This is a genomic window from Rheinheimera oceanensis (assembly GCF_018831085.1).
GTDB lineage: Bacteria > Pseudomonadota > Gammaproteobacteria > Enterobacterales > Alteromonadaceae > Alishewanella > Alishewanella oceanensis.
In genome coordinates this window covers 163707-179367 of the sequence record NZ_JAGPNM010000005.1, presented here as the reverse complement: position 1 = coordinate 179367, position 15661 = coordinate 163707, and the positions used below count along the sequence as shown (strand labels likewise).

Sequence of the window (15661 nt, the reverse complement as noted above, 5' to 3'; positions counted from 1 at the left end):
CCCGCCTGTTAAATGCCGGCGGGCATTGTAGGAGCTTTATTCTGCCTTGCCAAGCCGGTAACGGTAGATCATTGCCAGTAGTAGCAACCAAACAATGCCTAAACCACCACCGCCTGAGCCACCGCCATTATCATTGCCTCCACCTCCTGAGCTTGCCGGGTTCACAGTAATAAGTACCTCAGCGCTGCTGCTAGCGGTGCCATCATTGGCGGTAAAGCGAAACAGTAAATGTGTTTGCGTTGTTACCGTTGGTGCAGTAAAGCTGGTATTTAATGCGGTAGTGTTACTCAGGCTTACCTGCGGCCCGCCAATTTGCTGCCACTGGTAAGTCAGATTGTCGCCATCACTGTCTGTGGCTGTAGCCTGTAATTGTACTGTGGCGCCACTACTTACCTGCTGTGCCGTGCCTGCGGACACTACCGGGGCGGTATTACTCGTGCCACAATCAGTATTTACGACGACGGTGTCTATTTGCTGCAACCAGCTTGTAAATTGCTGATCGGTTGGCGGGCACAGATCAGTATTTTCAAAGCGGAAATCCTCCATCTGCGTCAGTGCTGTAAAACTCTGTGGCAAGGTGCCGCTCAGGGTATTATCGCTTAACCACAGCGCTCTTAGCTGGCTAAGTTGCCCCAGTGCAGAAGGCACACTACCGCTTAACAAATTACTGTCTACGTATAATGCCTGCAGAGTTGTAAGGTTACCCAAGGCAGCAGGAATACTGCCGGTAAAGCGGTTTTCCGACAGATCCAGTATCTGCAATGCAGGCAAAGTACTCAGCTGTGCGGGTATAGCGCCTTCAATGGCGTTGCGCCATAAAATAAGGCTTTGCAGCTTGCTAAGTTGAGTCAGGGCTAACTGCAGGCTGCCTTGCAGAGTATTAAAGCTCAGATCCAGTTGTTGTAGTTCAGTTAAACCGGCGATGCTGGGCGGGATAAAACCCAGCAGACGGTTATCATCAAGCGTTACTGAAACAACGTGGCCGGCACTGCAACTTACACCGAACCAGTTACACGGTGTATTATTTTGCAGCCAGTTTGTCCGGTTTAGCCAGTTTTGCCCTGCGGTATCGTAGTATAAATCAACCAGTGCCGAGCATTCGGCTAACGGAATTTCGCTGACATTATTTACGCTGCAGTAGTCGTTACTACGCAACCGCACCTCAACAGTGCCATCAGGAAATACCAGGCTGGTATCGTTACCATCAAATGTCCAGCGCGCACTGTATACGCCGTCACCACTATTAACGTCAGGCGCTACGCCGTTATCTGCCATAGTTATGTTATTGCCGCCTTGTGTCACGCTCACCGGCACACCATTGCCATCGCAGTTAATACTCAGTACTTTTAAATCAATGGCGGTATTCGCTGCAAGGTACACTACATCTGTTAGCGGCAACATACGCCGCTGGCGCTGTGCGTTAACACAGTTAAGTACGCCACTCTGGCCGCTGCCGCTGGCCAGCAATAAGTTACCGTTAATCGTTTGCTCTGCCAGCAGCGGATCGGTTGCCGCCTGGCCGGACACCAGCAAGCGGCCGCGCAATTGCTGCATTGTTAGTGCCGGCTCGGCAGCTTTAGCCAACGCCGCTACACCCGCCACCATAGGAGCCGCCATAGAGGTACCTGACGCACTGGCATAACCGTCATCCAGATTAGTAGAAACAATGCCGACACCGGGGGCGGATAAACTTACCCAGTCACGGCCGTAATTAGCAAAGTCAGCTTTATTACCTTGTTCGTCATGGGCTGTAACACTGATTACATTGGGCAAATCAAAGGCTGCCGGATAAAACTTCGCCTGGCTGTTTTCATTACCGGCGCTGGCAACAAACAAAATACCGGCATCATTGTGTGCTGCTATGGCATTGTATAGCGCCTGAGAATTTATAGCCGCACCCCAGGAGTTATTGCTGGCCACAATATTAATATTGTGGTTCAGCTTTAAATCCAGCACATAATCCAGGCACTCTATAGCATCACTGATAAAACCGTCACCGTTTTCATCCATAAAACGGCACGGCAGAATTTTTACGTTCCAGTTAATACCGGCCACACCGACATTGTTATTAGTACTTGCAGCGATAATACCGGCAATAACAGTGCCATGGCCGTCTGTATCCAATGGGTTAACATTGCCATCAGCCGGGTTTATACCACGAATATCGTCGATATAGCCGTTATTGTCGTTATCTATGCCATCGCCAGCGGTTTCGCCGGGGTTTTGCCAGATATTCGGGGCTAAATCGGGGTGCAGATAATCGACCCCGGTATCGATAACAGCCACCACCAGTTCGTCGTCACCGGTGGTCTGATCCCAGGCAGCAATGGCATTAATGCCTTTACCCGTGCCAAGATGCCACTGCTGGGCAAACCGCGGATCGTTAGGAATAGCAGCTTTACTAACTTTATGATCCAGCTCTGCCGCTTTAACACCAGGCATATTCTGGTATTGTGCTAAGGCTTTATCGACGTCAGCACCGCTGGCTAAAGTGGCAACCGCCAGTTGCGGCAGGTGTTGATAACGACGCAATGGCTGCGATTTGCTTTTTGTTACGCCTTGTACCGACAGCAATTGCGGTTCAAAGCTGCTGGCGCTCACCTCTGGCTCTAATGTCAGAATAATTCTTGCCTGCTGCGGTGCAGCTTCAGCCCAGGCACACAACAAGCCACAACCCGCTATAGCCAACAAACTATTTCTGAACATATTCCACCCCATGCCGTAACAAAACTTTATCAGCTAATACTACGGGATCTTTGTATAAATAGTGTAATTCTTTTTGTATTGATAATCGCTTCTTTAGCTTTCAGAACAATACAAGCCACTGCTAACCGGCTTAATGGCAACCAACCTACCGGCACTATTGCTGACAAACTCAACCCACTGCTGCTGAGCAAAGTCGCTAAGTTTATGCTGTTGCAGGTTTAACTGGCTTAATAGCTGCCGATCTATAGTCAGTAGCAGATCATCACATACGGTGATCTGCCACTGTTCTTCTTGTTGACGTAATAAGCCGGTATGATAATGAAAGGCCGTGCTACGTTGTTGGGCTGCAGTGTATTGCTGATAAACCACAGATGGATCGACCTGTGGCGAAAGTGCCATATACTCAGTTTGCGGTGATAACCGGTGCTGCTGTACCTCTTTGTAATGCTCGCCCTGTGTTACCACTACCTGATAATACAAGGGTACTTTTTTATCTGCCGGTTGCAATAAGTATCCCATCAACAGCAACAAGGCACAGCTCATTGCCAGTTGAGTATTACGCCACAACCCCATACCGTTGTTGCGTTTTACTGACCTGGCGCGACGAACTATTTCACTGCTAACCCGCTGTGGCAGCACATGACAGGCTTTATCATGCTGGTACTGCTGTTGCAGTTTCTGTTCAAAATGTTCAGGCGTTGTCATCTGAGCCTCCGGCTAACTGCTGTAAAAACTGCCTGGCATAACGTAAGCGGCTTTTTATGGTTTCAGCCGGCTGCCGGGTAATATCGCTGATCTGCTGTAATGAAAAACCTTCCAGTTGCAGCATTAACGCTTCACGCTGTAAAAACGGCAGTAATTGTAATTGCTCACTAAACAATAATTGCCGTCTGTTGGTATCTAACTGCTGTGCCAGGCAGGTACTGGCAGCAAGCTCGGTTTCAGGCATATCTGCCTGCCAGCGCTGACGGCGACGTAATTCATCAATCAGGCAATTACGTCCCACACTAAACAACCAGGTTTTAAAACTGCTTTTGCCAGCAAAGCTGTAAGGTTGCTCAATAAGTTTAAGCCAGCATTGCTGGCTGATGTCCTCTGCCAGCGCTTTGTCTGATTGCTGTGCCAAAAAGTGGTATAACTCATTACCATGCAACGCAATCAGTTTTTCCAGATACGCAGGGCTGCCTGTGTCACGGTATAGCGCAAACAGCTGCTCTGCACTGCTATCACTGCCAAACCAGCTACTAACAAAGAAGGATAATGCCATTAAACTGCTCCTTGTGCTTACCCTGTAATTTCAGCCTAGTCGTTCTGTAAACTGAAATCGAGCTGAACCTGCATATTCTGTTGTTTTACTGCTTTACCATCAACCAGTTGCGGCTGATACTTCCAGCGCCGCAATGCCCTTACCGCTTCGCGGTTAAACAGGCTTGCCGGCTCTGCTGCAAGCACAGCTACGTCAGTAACGGCACCGGTTTCGTCTATGGTAAAGCTCAGACGAACCCAGCCTGAAATACCATCGCGCGCAGCTTCTGTCGGATAACGTGGTTCAACCCTAACCAATGGCGTAGCAGAACGTTCACCACTTTGCATCATGGTACCCGGGCCACTGCTACGGGGGATATTTATTCTGTCTATTGGCTCAAAGCCAGGGTTAAGGTTTGTTAACGTTTCCACCGTCGGCTCTACTTTAGGTAAATCACGTGGCTTTAGCTCCGGCATCGGTGGTAATACTTTATTTTTTATTACGTCAGACTCTGGCGGCGGGTTAAAAAGCTCAACCGGCAGATAAACAGGTGATGCTTGTGGTTTTATACCCTCCGTTTTGATCAGTTGCTGCATAGCAGCAAACAATAAAAAGGTGATCGTTAGTGCCGATACAGCTGCTGAGGTCATTTTTACTGTGTGTTGAGAGGACAAAGTTTGCATATCAGCTCCTTATTAACCTTGTTGGCAATTAGACGTTTGAGCTAATAAAACGGGGTTAAACTTTTTGCCTTTACACAACCTTTACCCTGCCCTGACATTGCTTAGCAGTAGAGGCTGATATAGTAAACGCATATAGTTTTATGGAGTAAAAGCAGTGCGTTATTGGATTTCAGCTTTCGTGGTGGCATTAGTTGCCGCCGGTTTTTGGCTTAGCACAGGTACCCAGCAGCAACTGATACAATATCAAACACAAAGCCCTGCCCGTGGTGATGTTGAAAGCGTGGTAAACACAGCAGGTACCACCAAGGCAGTTGTGACGGTGGAAGTGGGTACTGAAGTGTCGGGGCTTATTACCGAGTTATATGTCGATTTTAACGACGATGTTACCCAGGGCCAGGCTATTGCCAAACTGGATGACAGAACTTATGTAGCCAAATTGCGCCAGGCAGAGGCTGATGTGGTAATGGCACAGGCCAGCCTGGCACAGCAAAAAGCCACGCTGACCAAATCTAACACCGAGCTGGCCCGCACCGAGCGTGCCTATACCCGTCAGCAACAGTTGATGCAGCAAAAGCTGAGCAACCAAAGTGATCTGGATGATGCCAGAGCCGCGTTTGAAACAGCACAAGCCCAAATAGTGCTGGCACAGGCGCAAATTCAAAGCGCCGAGGCACAACTGCTGCAACGTAATGCCCAATTAGAGCAGGCCCAGCTTGATTTAGACCGCACAACTATCCGCTCGCCGGTTAACGGCACAGTAATAGACCGTCAGGTAGATACCGGCCAGACAGTGGCAGCCAGTTTGTCGGCCCCTACGCTGTTTACCATAGCGCAGGATTTATCCCGTATGCAGATTGAAGCCGACGTAGATGAGGCCGACATAGGCAAAGTGCAACATGGCCAGTTGGTGCGCTTTCAGGTTGATGCCTATCCGGATCGGCGTTTTTCCGGTGAAGTCGCCCAGGTACGCAAAGCAGCTACCAATACCAACAACGTGGTGACATACAAAGTTATTATTAATGCCCCGAACCAGCAGCAATTATTACTGCCGGGTATGACAGCCAATATGAATATTGTACGTGGTGCAAAGCAAGATGTACTGCGCATACCTAATGCGGCTTTGCGTTTTAAACCGGTTGGTGTAACAGCCGAAACGCAAAGCCAGCCCGATATGGCGGCTAATTTAATTAAGCAGCTAAACCTTAACGCAGACACGGCTGCTAAGGTAAAGCAAGTGTATGCTGAATTTGGTAAAGCCATACAACAAAGCCGCAGCCAGAATGCCGACAACCCGATGGCAGACCCGCGCCAGGCAATGACACAACAGCGGCAAAAACTGCAAAATGCACTGCAACTGGTGCTGACAGAGCAACAGTACCAGCAATATATGCAGTTAAACGAGCAGCGCCGCAACAGGGCGCCTGATGCAGAAGCCGGCACCCGTGCCCAGGTGTGGCGCTTAAACACAGCGGGTCAGCCAGAGCCGGTGAATATACGTATTGGTTTGGCTAATGATGAATACTCAGAACTGCTGGGCGGCGACATTAGCGAAAACGACAAGATCATTGTACGTGCAGTAAGGGCCGACTGATATGAGCCACACTGTTGTTGAAACCAAAGCGCTGGAAAAAGATTACCGGATGGGGGGCCAGCATTTACGGGCGCTAAAAGATATCAGCATCCGTATTGCCGAAGGTGACTTTGTTGCCGTGATGGGCCCTTCCGGCTCAGGCAAATCAACCTTTATGAATATGATTGGTTGCCTTGATGCTCCCAGCCGGGGCCAGATCCTGCTACAGGGCGCAGCTTTAACACAACTATCAGCCGCCGCGCTGGCAAAAGTACGTAATAAGTATATTGGCTTTGTATTTCAGCAGTTTAATTTGCTGCCACGTACCAGTGCGCTGGACAATGTGCTACTGCCATTGCTGTACAACAACACACCACGCGATGAAGCAAAGGCACGGGCACAAGCTTGCCTGCAACTGGTTGGGTTGGGCGACCGGCTGGATCATCAGCCCTCACAATTGTCCGGCGGCCAACAACAACGGGTTGCTATTGCCAGGGCACTGGTAAATGATCCGGCGCTGATTTTAGCTGACGAACCCACCGGCGCACTGGATACAGAAACCGGGTTAGAAGTAATGCAGCTATTACAACAACTACACCAGCAAGGCAAAACCATAGTGCTGGTAACCCACGAAAGTGATATTGCCGCTTTTGCCAGCCGCCAGCTGTTATTTAAAGATGGCAACCTGGTATCAGATCGCAGCTCGATACCGCACAGCGCAGCAGCTGAACTGGCACTGTTACGCCAGCAGAGGATAAAGGAGGTTGCGGAATGAACAGCCTGACCTTACTGCAAGTTGCCTGGGTGGCGCTAAGGGTAAATCTGCTGCGCAGCATTCTTACTATGCTGGGTATTATTATTGGTGTAGCCGCCGTTATTATTATGCTGGCATTAGGGGCTGGCGCCCGCTATGACGTTGATCAGCAAATAAAAAGCCTCGGTGGTAATGTATTTGTGGTATTTGCCCGTGGCCGTTTTATGGGTGGTGCCCGCGAAGCCAGTGGCAGCAGCCAGGGCCTGACAGAAATGGATGCACAGGCCATAGAGCAGCAAATTTCGGAAGTTAATGTTGCCGCCCCTACCCTGCGTGCCAGTGGCCAGTTGATTTACGGCAACCTGAACTGGGCACCGGAAATTCACGGTGTCGATAATAAAATTTATACCGCCCAAAGCTGGGAACTGGCCGAAGGGCGCAGCTTTAGCGATACCGAACTGGCCAGTGCCGGGCGGGTGGCGGTAATAGGCCAAACGGTAAAACGTGAGCTGTTTGGCGCCGCAGATGCACTTGGCCAAACGGTGCGGGTAAATAAAATGCCGGTTACGGTTATTGGCGTGCTTAAAGGCAAAGGACAAAATACTCAGGGCAATGATCAGGACGACCTGATTTTTATGCCACTGGATACAGTACGCAAACGCATTGCCGGCATGACATTATCCAGCCCCAAAGCCGTGCGGTCTATTATTGTGCAGGTAACAGATGAGCGCGATATGAGCATAGTTGAGCAGCAACTTGACAGCCTGCTGCGCCAGCGTTTGCGCATTACAGACAACCAGAGCGGTTTTAGCATTCGTAACCTGGCTGAAATGGTAGAAACCCGCTCGCAAACGATGCAGATATTTAATGGCCTGCTGGCCGCAGTAGCATCAGTATCACTGCTGGTAGGAGGCATTGGCATTATGAATATTATGCTGGTGTCGGTTACCGAGCGAACCCGTGAAATTGGCCTGCGCATGGCTGTGGGTGCCGAGCCGAGGATTATTTTAAAACAGTTTCTGGTAGAGGCGGTATTGCTCTGTGCCATGGGCGGGTTAATTGGCCTGACTCTGGCGGTTGCTGTCAGTTTGGGGTTAGAACATTTTGCCGGTTTTACCGCCATAATTCAGCCGCAGGTTGTAGTGATGAGCCTTGGGTTTTCCTGCCTTATCGGGGTGTTTTTTGGCTACTATCCGGCAACCAAAGCGGCCCGTATGCAACCGATTGAAGCGCTGCGCTTTGAGTAAAACAGAATATAGCCAAAATCATTGCAGATGCAGGTAGGCGGCAACTAAGCGAATCACCATGAGCATAGGGATACTATGTGATTGGGGTAAGTGAGTGCAGCTAACACCGCTGCAGCTTTAAGGATGACAGGTATAGACTTTAGTCTTAGTGCCACAACAGCTGATTGACAGTACAGCAGAATTTCCGAACACTCAGAAAATAACCTATAGTTTTATTTTTGTTGTGCCACGGGATACTTATGCAACTTAAAAGTGCCAAACCTGCTTTGCTGGTGTTTGTGGTTCTGCTGGTGCAGGCAATAAGTTTTGCCGCAACATCTTCTGCCATACTGGCGTTAGTGCTGGCGGCTATCATGCTGTTGCTGTTTTTCTACTGGCCGGTAGCGGCAGTACAACCCGTTAGTGATGGCAGCAATGAGGTCTTGGCAAAAACTGCAGATAATATTACCGAAGCTACGTCAAAGATGGCCATTGGCGCGGCTGAGGTGTCATTTTATATTGACAGTCTGATTAAAGATATTCAGCACAGCGGTGATGACAGCAGCAAAATTGCTGACGTGAGTAACCGCCTGGCCAGCACCGGCAACGAACTTACCCGCTCGCTGCAAAGTATTGGCAGTGCGCTGCAGCAAACGGCAGCCGCATCGCAACAGGCCGATAACCTGCTGGGGTCCGGCGTTAACAATATTAAAGCGCTGGTTAGTGCTGTCAGCGACGCCGCAGTGCAACTGGCCCAGCTACGCAGCAGCAGCGACAATATTCAGCGTATTACTGAAGTTATTAACTCCGTAGCCGAACAAACCAACTTACTGGCGTTAAACGCAGCCATTGAAGCAGCCCGCGCCGGTGAGCAGGGCCGTGGTTTTGCCGTGGTAGCCGATGAAGTAAGAACTCTGGCAGGCAAAACAGCTACTGCGACTAAAGATATTGCCACTATGCTTAGTGATATCCGCGACCAAAGCCAGCATACCGCCAGCCAGATGAGCCAGCTACAACAGGCCGGTGAGCAGGTGCAGCAAGAACTACTGCAGGTTGCTGCAGGCTTTAATGATATAAACCAGCAAATAAGCGCCTCTTCGCAAACATTAGGCCAGATTGAACAGGTAAGCACAGATCTGGAACATACCAGTGAGCAACTGGCTCATTCCATCGGAAATATCAGCCAGTCGCTGAAAACGATCAGCCAGAAAGGTAACTCGGTAGCACAGCAGGCAATAGAACTGTCGGTTGAAACTGAAAGTGTTTACCGCGAACTTAGCACCTTAAGTGAGCACAGTTTTTTCAGCCCTATATTGGCCGAGGCCAGGCAAGCGGCAGATGCGATTGGCCGGTTGTTCAGCCAGGCAATTGCCGATGGCCGCCTGAGTATGGAAGCGCTATTTGCCGAGAAATACCAACCGATAACCGGCAGCAATCCGCCAAAGTTTCATACCGGCTATGACAGCTTTACTGATCAGTTTTTACCGGCGATTCAGGAGCCGATATTAAGCCGGCATAGCAATGTGCTTTATGCCGGAGCAGTAGATCGCAAAGGGTATTTTCCTACTCATAACAAGAAGTTCAGCCAGCCGTTAACCGGCAATTACGACAAAGATTTACTGCAAAACCGCACTAAACGCATTTTTAGTGACCGCACCGGCAGCCGCTGTGGCAGCCATACCGAAACCATGCTACTGCAAACCTATAAACGCGATACCGGCGAGATCCTGCATGATTTATCAGTGCCTATTATGGTAAACGGCAGGCACTGGGGTGGTTTTCGTATTGGTTTTAAACGCTAAACCGGGCCTAAGCCCGGTTTATGTACTTACAGATCGTCGAGTAAATCATCAAATATGCTTTCATCCACTTCAGGTTCTTCCTGCTTTGGCGGATTACCATCATATATTTTAAACAATTGGTACTGATAATAAGATTCTTTGACAAACGCATAAGGGTCAAGCGACTCTTCCAGCATCTTTTCCATAGACATCAGTTGCTCACGGCTATCTAATGCATTAATAGCCGCCCTGGTAAAGGTAAGCGGCGTATTTAGCAGCCCCAGCGGAAAATACAGGTTATCAACCAAGCCACCTGCCGTACCCCGCACTGTGGTGGGGCCAAGCGCCGGTAACATCAGGAAAGGGCCATCACCCACACCCCACACTGCCAGTGTCTGGCTAAAATCTTCATCCTGCGCTACCAGGCCAATGCTGGTAGCAACATCAAATAAACCAAACAGGCCAAGTGTGCTGTTTACCAGAAAACGCCCGGCGCTGATCGCAGCCCGGTCTGGTTTTGCCTGTAAGGTTCCATTTAAAAAGCTGGCTGGCTCGCTGAGATTACTGGCAACATTCACTAAACCTTTTCGTGCAGGTTTGGGTACTACTGTCATATAACCCACAGTGGCCGGACGAAGCAAATACCTGTCCAGAATGTCGTGGTTAAAATCCCACAGCGGCCGGTTGATCGTTTCCAGTGGGTCACGGCTATCCCGGTAATCATTGTGCTGCTGGGTTTGTTTATTATCAGGTTTACTTGCACAGCCGGTAACCAGCAGCATTAACGGCAATAACACGGCCAAACACGACGATTTACGCATATTAAGGTTCCAGTTTTAACGAAACAGAAAGCAAGGGATCATCAGAAAACGATAAAACATCTGAAGTCGTTTGAATATCACCAGGGCGCTGCTCTACAGTACCAGACAACGACATACGGGCAACAACCTGCACTTTATCAGCATTGGCCAGGCTCCAGCCCGGCTGCATCGCCATTTGTTCTGTCAGCACCAGTTGCTGCTCACCTGACGGTAAGGGAATACGCTGTACAGCCAGAGGTAACGCTGCACCCTCAACCGCTTTAGCAAACAAAAACAGGCTGGCGTTCGGATTAGCCTGTTGCAATGCCGGATCAACATACAACGTAACGCTAATTTGGCGCCCTTGTGGCATTTCATCAATATTCAGCTCGTCTAAACGCTGCTGCACCGCAGCATAGCGCGGGTCATCGCTTGGCAGTTGTCTTAATAAAATCTGCCAGGCACTGGCGGCTTCGGTAAGATCACCTTTTTCATAGGCAATCAGCGCCATCAGTGATAAGGCATCAGTATTTTCTGTATCGCGGCTTAACACTCTGGCTACTGCGCGCCCGGCTCTGGCCAGACTGTCGTCATCACCAAGTAGAATCAATGCCTGCGCATAACTAAGTAATAATGGTGCGCGCTCCGGCGTTAGCTTAAGCGCTTTTTCAAATGCAGCGACAGCCTGCTCCAGTACGCCCTGCGACATGCGGATACGGCCCAGCAACATCCAGGCTACGGCGTCATCGCCTTCGTTAGCTAAGCGGGTGCGCAGTGCTAATGCAAACAGCTCCACTTCCTGATCTGATAACGGCTCCCCTTGGTTCAGCAAGGCCCGCTCACCATATTGAGATAAATTTTGCTGGGCCTGCTGCCATTGCTGCAACTGGCGATAATGCCCGGTACTGGCATAGACACCGGCCACTATCAGCAAAGTAAGCACTAACAGCACTAACGGCAAACGCCAGTTCGCGCCACGGTTATCTGTTTGCTCTAACTGCTGCTGTTGCAGCAAAAACTGACTTTTAAGCTCCTGCGCTGCACTGTCAAAATCCTGCTCGGCCAGCTCACCGGCATCACGTGCCAGTGCCAGCAACTGCAGACGCTCTTCAAACAACTGGGCCGGAGTTTGCAATGGCAATTCTGTACTACGCCGGGGCCAGAACAACACTGTTGCGCTTAACAATAACATCAGTACAGCAGCAGATAACAACGGCCACATCATGGCTTTTTACTCCGGTAACGTTTAATCAGCTGATCCAGCTCAGTATTTAACTCGCTTTTAGTATCAGCGTTGTGTTGTGGTTGCCGGCTACGGCGGTAAATTGCCGTACCGAGCAATAATGTCAGCATCAGCACCGGTGCTACCCACAACCACAGCGTATACCGGTTCAGTGGCGGCTGATAATGCACAAAATCGCCGTAGCGGTTAATCATATAGTCCAGTACCTGCTGCCGCTCCTGCCCCTGGCGTACCAGTTCGTAAGTTTTTTGCCGCATATCTACTGCCACTATGGCATTAGAATCAGCAATATTCTGGTTCTGACACTGCGGGCAGCGCAGCTCTGCTGTTAAGCTGCGGTATAAATCGCGCTGGCTGTCGTTATCAAACTGCAGCAACTCCTGTGCATTCAATGCGCTGCTTAACAGCAATATTGCTGTCGCAATGAGGTATTTCATGGCTGACTCCACTGCTGATACAGCGGTGCCAGTTTGGCGCGCCATACTTGCGGGTTAATATCACCAATATGGTGTGCCCGCACTATGCCGTCAGCGTCTACCAAAAAGGTTTCGGGTGCACCGCTAACACCTAAATCCAGCGACAAACTGCGCTCTAAATCAAGAATATTAAACTGGTAAGGATCGCCGTTTTGCTGCAGTTTTTGCGCTACATCCTGCTGTAATGCTTTAAGATTAAAAGGTGCATCAAAGGTAGGATCACGCGGCAGCTCATAGTACAGGCCAACAATTTTAACCCCCTGCTTGCGCAGCTCGGTAAGATAACCCAGCTCAGCATTACAGGTTGGGCACCAGGTACCCCAGACATTAAGCAAAAAAGTTTCGCCATGTAGTTGCTGCGGCGTCCAGATTTGTTGCGGCTGCATCAGATCTGCCAGAGCAAACTCAGGCAGCGCTCTATTCAGGCTGGCTGATTCGCGTTCACGCGGATCAGAAAACAAGCCACTGAGCAAAAATACCGTCAACAGCAAAAACAGTACCAGCGGGACATAAAAAAATAGCTTACGCATTGGCTACCTCTTGCCTGATTGCCGGCGGGGTTTTCCGCCGGTAACGTTTATCTGCCAATGCCAGTAAGGCGCCTAATGACATCAGCAAACCACCGAGCCAAATCCAGCGTACAAAGGGTTTAACCTGAATACGCAGCGCCCAGGCATCGCCGGGCAATTCCTCCCCCAGAGACACATACAGGTCACGGCTTAAACGGGCATGTACCGCAGCTTCAGTCATAATGGTGCGCTGAATACGGTAAAAACGTTTCTCAGCATGTAAATGCGTTACGTAACGGCCATCTTTGCGCACATCAAGCTCTGCGGCCTGGCCACCATAGTTAGGCCCATCCAGATCATACACATCCACCAGAGTAAACTGGTAACCGGCCAGTGTGGCAGTATCGCCTTCCTGCATCCGTACATCGCGCTCTTCAGTGTAGGTTTTGGTCATGGCAACACCAATCACCAGCACAGCAAAGCCAATATGAGCCAGTGTCATACCATAGTGGCTGGCATTAAGTTTGGTCATACCCTGTGTTACTGAACCGAACTGGCGCATGCGCAACATCACCTCTGCCAGTGCCGATACGCCCACCCAGGCTCCCAGCAACATACCAAGTAACGCCAGGTTAGCCTGCACACTTTGCATGCTGGCCAGTACACCAAGCGCCAGCACCAAAGCCGCTACCGCTACCAGACCCAGCGGCTTAACCAACGGCGTAAACTGTTGCTGCTTCCAGCGTACCCACGGGCCTAAGCCCAGCATCAGTGCAAATGGGATGGTTAAATAGTAAAACATCTGATTAAAAAACGGCTCGCCGATAGAAATAGAACCTAAACCCAGTTCTTTATGAAATAACGGAAATAAAGTTCCCAGAAACACAATTAAGCAGGCCGTCAGCAGAAATATATTATTGCCCCACAGCATCATCTCGCGAGAGAACAGCTGATAGCGCGCCTGCGAGCGGACAGAATTCATCCGCATACCGTATAACAGCAGCGAACCGCCCACCACCAGCAGCAAAAATACCAGCAGGTACATACCGCGGCCCGGATCAGTAGCAAATGAATGCACTGACACCAACACACCAGAGCGAACTAAAAAGGCCCCTACCAAACTAAGCGCAAACGCAGCCAGTGCCAGTAGTACTGTCCAGCTTTTAAAGGTGCCGCGTTTCTCGGTTACCGCCAAACTGTGAATTAATGCCGTACCTGCCAGCCAGGGCATAAAAGAAGCGTTTTCTACCGGATCCCAGAACCACCAGCCGCCCCAGCCCAGCTCGTTATATGCCCACCAACTGCCCAGCATGATACCCAGCGTAAGAAATAACCAGGCAGCCAGCGCCCAGGGCCGCACCCAACGCGCCCATACGCTGTCAAAGCGGCCGCCCATCAATGCCGCTATAGCAAAGGCAAAGGCCACAGCAAAGCCAACATAGCCCATATATAATGTGGGCGGGTGCATGATCATGCCAAAATCCTGCAACAGCGGATTCAGATCGCGTCCCTCTACCGGGAAAAACGGCAGGCTGCGTTCAAACGGGTTAGACATAAAAAGTGAGAAGGCAATAAAACCGACACAGATCACACCCAAAATACCCAGAATACGGCCCAGCAACAGTAACGGTAAGGCCCTGGAAAACTGGGCAACTAAGGCTGTCCAGCCTGCCAGCATCAATACCCACAACAGCATTGAGCCTTCGTGCGAGCCGAAGCTGGCGGTGATCTGATAATACCAGGGCAAGGTGCTGCTGGAGTTTTGCGCTACGTTAACTACAGTGAAATCGTTAGTACGAAACGCGTAAATCAGTGCCAGCATTGCCAGCAAACAAAACAAAAACTGGCCTAAGGCCAGTGGCTTGGCCAGCAACAACATACGCTGGTTAGCTGTAAAGCTGCCATACAAGGGCACAATTGCCAGTAACAGCGATAATGCAAAGGCAAATGTCAGCGCCAGCTGACCGGCTTCAACGATCATTAATAGCTCCCGCTGGCAGGTTGCTGCTGTGAAGGCGGTACATGCCGGATACCTTTTAGGGCTTCGGCAACTTCCGGCGGCATATATTCTTCGTCGTGCTTGGCAAGTACCTCAGATGCTTTAATGGTTGTGGCGTCCTGTAACACGCCTTGTGCCACTATTCCCTGCCCCTCACGAAACAAATCCGGCAGGATACCTTCATAGATTACGGTAACCAGCGGGCCGGTATCAACCAGATCAAAACTGACTTTCAATGACTCAGGATCGCGCTTTACTGAGCCGGCAACCACCATACCGCCAATACGCAGACGCTGGCCAACCTGAGGTTTTACTTTATCTTTACCCAGGCCATCCACTAACTGCGAGGGCGTATAAAATAAGTCGATATTCTGCTGCAGGGCATAAAGCATGGCGGCTACGGCGCCGGTGAGTAAACCAATAACCAACAAAATGGCGAACAGGCGTTTCTGACGTCTTGGCTGCATTAGTGTGTTTGCTCCTGATACTGCTGAAGGCGTTTTTCGCGGGCCAGCTTTGCGCTAAGCTGACGCTTGAATTGTTTATGCTGGTACTGACTATACCAGACTAAAGCAGCCAGCAAGACATAACTGCTGCCAAAAGATAACCAGACAAACAGGCCATAACCGCCCATTGCCCAAAATTCTGCCCATGACTGAAAATACATA

The 15661-nt window shown here is 50.1% G+C and carries 15 protein-coding genes; 4 read left to right on the top strand and 11 right to left on the bottom strand.

Going from position 1 to position 15661, the window contains the following annotated elements:
* Positions 1-36: 36 nt before the first annotated feature.
* The 4 genes from J3B89_RS12725 to J3B89_RS12710 all read right to left on the bottom strand — a co-directional run bounded on the left by J3B89_RS12725 (position 37) and on the right by J3B89_RS12710 (position 4635).
* Positions 37-2706 carry a S8 family peptidase gene (locus J3B89_RS12725; RefSeq protein ID WP_215397943.1) on the bottom strand — a complete coding sequence of 890 codons (2670 nt, stop codon included), beginning with the start codon at positions 2704-2706 and terminating at the stop codon, positions 37-39.
* A 93-nt stretch (positions 2707-2799) separates the two neighbouring features.
* Entirely contained in the window at positions 2800-3411 is a 612-nt protein-coding gene (locus tag J3B89_RS12720) for a hypothetical protein (protein ID WP_215397942.1), read from the bottom strand.
* Positions 3398-3973, bottom strand: a complete 576-nt coding sequence (locus tag J3B89_RS12715; protein ID WP_215397941.1) for an RNA polymerase sigma factor — start codon at positions 3971-3973, stop codon at positions 3398-3400. Before J3B89_RS12715 ends, J3B89_RS12720 begins: the two co-directional genes overlap by 14 nt.
* 35 nt (positions 3974-4008) lie before the next feature.
* Positions 4009-4635 (bottom strand): energy transducer TonB, encoded by a 627-nt coding sequence (locus tag J3B89_RS12710; protein ID WP_251372399.1) that lies wholly within the window; start codon positions 4633-4635, stop codon positions 4009-4011.
* Between the two features lie 154 nt (positions 4636-4789).
* On the opposite strand from J3B89_RS12710, the gene J3B89_RS12705 reads away from it, so the two are divergent.
* From J3B89_RS12705 to J3B89_RS12690, 4 genes are all read left to right on the top strand, one after another.
* Positions 4790-6226: an efflux RND transporter periplasmic adaptor subunit gene (locus J3B89_RS12705; RefSeq protein ID WP_215397940.1), complete on the top strand. Its 1437-nt coding sequence runs from the start codon at positions 4790-4792 to the stop codon at positions 6224-6226.
* 1 nt (position 6227) lies between these two features.
* A complete protein-coding gene (locus J3B89_RS12700; RefSeq protein ID WP_215397939.1) occupies positions 6228-6980 on the top strand; it encodes an ABC transporter ATP-binding protein in 753 nt (250 codons plus the stop codon).
* Positions 6977-8206 carry an ABC transporter permease gene (locus tag J3B89_RS12695; RefSeq protein WP_215397938.1) on the top strand — a complete coding sequence of 410 codons (1230 nt, stop codon included), beginning with the start codon at positions 6977-6979 and terminating at the stop codon, positions 8204-8206. Before J3B89_RS12700 ends, J3B89_RS12695 begins: the two co-directional genes overlap by 4 nt.
* Before the next feature lie 239 nt (positions 8207-8445).
* Positions 8446-9987, top strand: coding sequence for a methyl-accepting chemotaxis protein (locus J3B89_RS12690; protein ID WP_215397937.1), 1542 nt, complete (start codon positions 8446-8448; stop codon positions 9985-9987).
* Between the two features lie 26 nt (positions 9988-10013).
* Here the strand turns inward: J3B89_RS12690 and J3B89_RS12685 are convergent, their stop codons facing one another.
* From J3B89_RS12685 to ccmD, 7 genes are read right to left on the bottom strand one after another with little or no spacing between them, the layout of a single operon-like run.
* Positions 10014-10787: an MlaA family lipoprotein gene (locus J3B89_RS12685; RefSeq protein ID WP_215397936.1), complete on the bottom strand. Its 774-nt coding sequence runs from the start codon at positions 10785-10787 to the stop codon at positions 10014-10016.
* 1 nt (position 10788) lies between these two features.
* The gene (gene ccmI / locus J3B89_RS12680; protein WP_215397935.1) at positions 10789-11991 is read right to left on the bottom strand and encodes a c-type cytochrome biogenesis protein CcmI; all 1203 of its coding nucleotides are present in this window, start codon (positions 11989-11991) and stop codon (positions 10789-10791) included.
* On the bottom strand, positions 11988-12446 hold the full coding sequence (locus tag J3B89_RS12675) for a cytochrome c-type biogenesis protein (protein ID WP_215397934.1): 459 nt from the start codon (positions 12444-12446) through the stop codon (positions 11988-11990). Before J3B89_RS12675 ends, ccmI begins: the two co-directional genes overlap by 4 nt.
* Positions 12443-13015, bottom strand: a complete 573-nt coding sequence (locus J3B89_RS12670) for a DsbE family thiol:disulfide interchange protein (protein ID WP_215397933.1) — start codon at positions 13013-13015, stop codon at positions 12443-12445. Before J3B89_RS12670 ends, J3B89_RS12675 begins: the two co-directional genes overlap by 4 nt.
* Complete coding sequence (locus J3B89_RS12665) at positions 13008-14975, bottom strand: heme lyase CcmF/NrfE family subunit (RefSeq protein WP_215397932.1); 1968 nt, start codon at positions 14973-14975, stop codon at positions 13008-13010. The genes J3B89_RS12670 and J3B89_RS12665 overlap by 8 nt, the downstream gene beginning before the upstream one ends.
* Positions 14975-15460, bottom strand: a complete 486-nt coding sequence (gene ccmE / locus J3B89_RS12660; RefSeq protein ID WP_215397931.1) for a cytochrome c maturation protein CcmE — start codon at positions 15458-15460, stop codon at positions 14975-14977. Before ccmE ends, J3B89_RS12665 begins: the two co-directional genes overlap by 1 nt.
* Complete coding sequence (ccmD, locus tag J3B89_RS12655) at positions 15460-15660, bottom strand: heme exporter protein CcmD (protein WP_215397930.1); 201 nt, start codon at positions 15658-15660, stop codon at positions 15460-15462. The genes ccmE and ccmD overlap by 1 nt, the downstream gene beginning before the upstream one ends.
* Position 15661: the final 1 nt, after the last annotated feature.

What these genes read in the sequence shown, in the direction of transcription:
- J3B89_RS12725 (WP_215397943.1), bottom strand. Translation starts at nt 2,706, where the DNA reads ATGTTCAGAAATAGTTTGTTGGCTATAGCGGGTTGTGGCTTGTTGTGT.
- J3B89_RS12720 (WP_215397942.1), bottom strand. Translation starts at nt 3,411, where the DNA reads ATGACAACGCCTGAACATTTTGAACAGAAACTGCAACAGCAGTACCAG.
- J3B89_RS12715 (WP_215397941.1), bottom strand. Translation starts at nt 3,973, where the DNA reads ATGGCATTATCCTTCTTTGTTAGTAGCTGGTTTGGCAGTGATAGCAGT.
- J3B89_RS12710 (WP_251372399.1), bottom strand. Translation starts at nt 4,635, where the DNA reads ATGCAAACTTTGTCCTCTCAACACACAGTAAAAATGACCTCAGCAGCT.
- J3B89_RS12700 (WP_215397939.1), top strand. Translation starts at nt 6,228, where the DNA reads ATGAGCCACACTGTTGTTGAAACCAAAGCGCTGGAAAAAGATTACCGG.
- J3B89_RS12695 (WP_215397938.1), top strand. Translation starts at nt 6,977, where the DNA reads ATGAACAGCCTGACCTTACTGCAAGTTGCCTGGGTGGCGCTAAGGGTA.
- J3B89_RS12690 (WP_215397937.1), top strand. Translation starts at nt 8,446, where the DNA reads ATGCAACTTAAAAGTGCCAAACCTGCTTTGCTGGTGTTTGTGGTTCTG.
- J3B89_RS12685 (WP_215397936.1), bottom strand. Translation starts at nt 10,787, where the DNA reads ATGCGTAAATCGTCGTGTTTGGCCGTGTTATTGCCGTTAATGCTGCTG.
- ccmI (WP_215397935.1), bottom strand. Translation starts at nt 11,991, where the DNA reads ATGATGTGGCCGTTGTTATCTGCTGCTGTACTGATGTTATTGTTAAGC.
- J3B89_RS12675 (WP_215397934.1), bottom strand. Translation starts at nt 12,446, where the DNA reads ATGAAATACCTCATTGCGACAGCAATATTGCTGTTAAGCAGCGCATTG.
- J3B89_RS12670 (WP_215397933.1), bottom strand. Translation starts at nt 13,015, where the DNA reads ATGCGTAAGCTATTTTTTTATGTCCCGCTGGTACTGTTTTTGCTGTTG.
- J3B89_RS12665 (WP_215397932.1), bottom strand. Translation starts at nt 14,975, where the DNA reads ATGATCGTTGAAGCCGGTCAGCTGGCGCTGACATTTGCCTTTGCATTA.
- ccmE (WP_215397931.1), bottom strand. Translation starts at nt 15,460, where the DNA reads ATGCAGCCAAGACGTCAGAAACGCCTGTTCGCCATTTTGTTGGTTATT.
- ccmD (WP_215397930.1), bottom strand. Translation starts at nt 15,660, where the DNA reads ATGTATTTTCAGTCATGGGCAGAATTTTGGGCAATGGGCGGTTATGGC.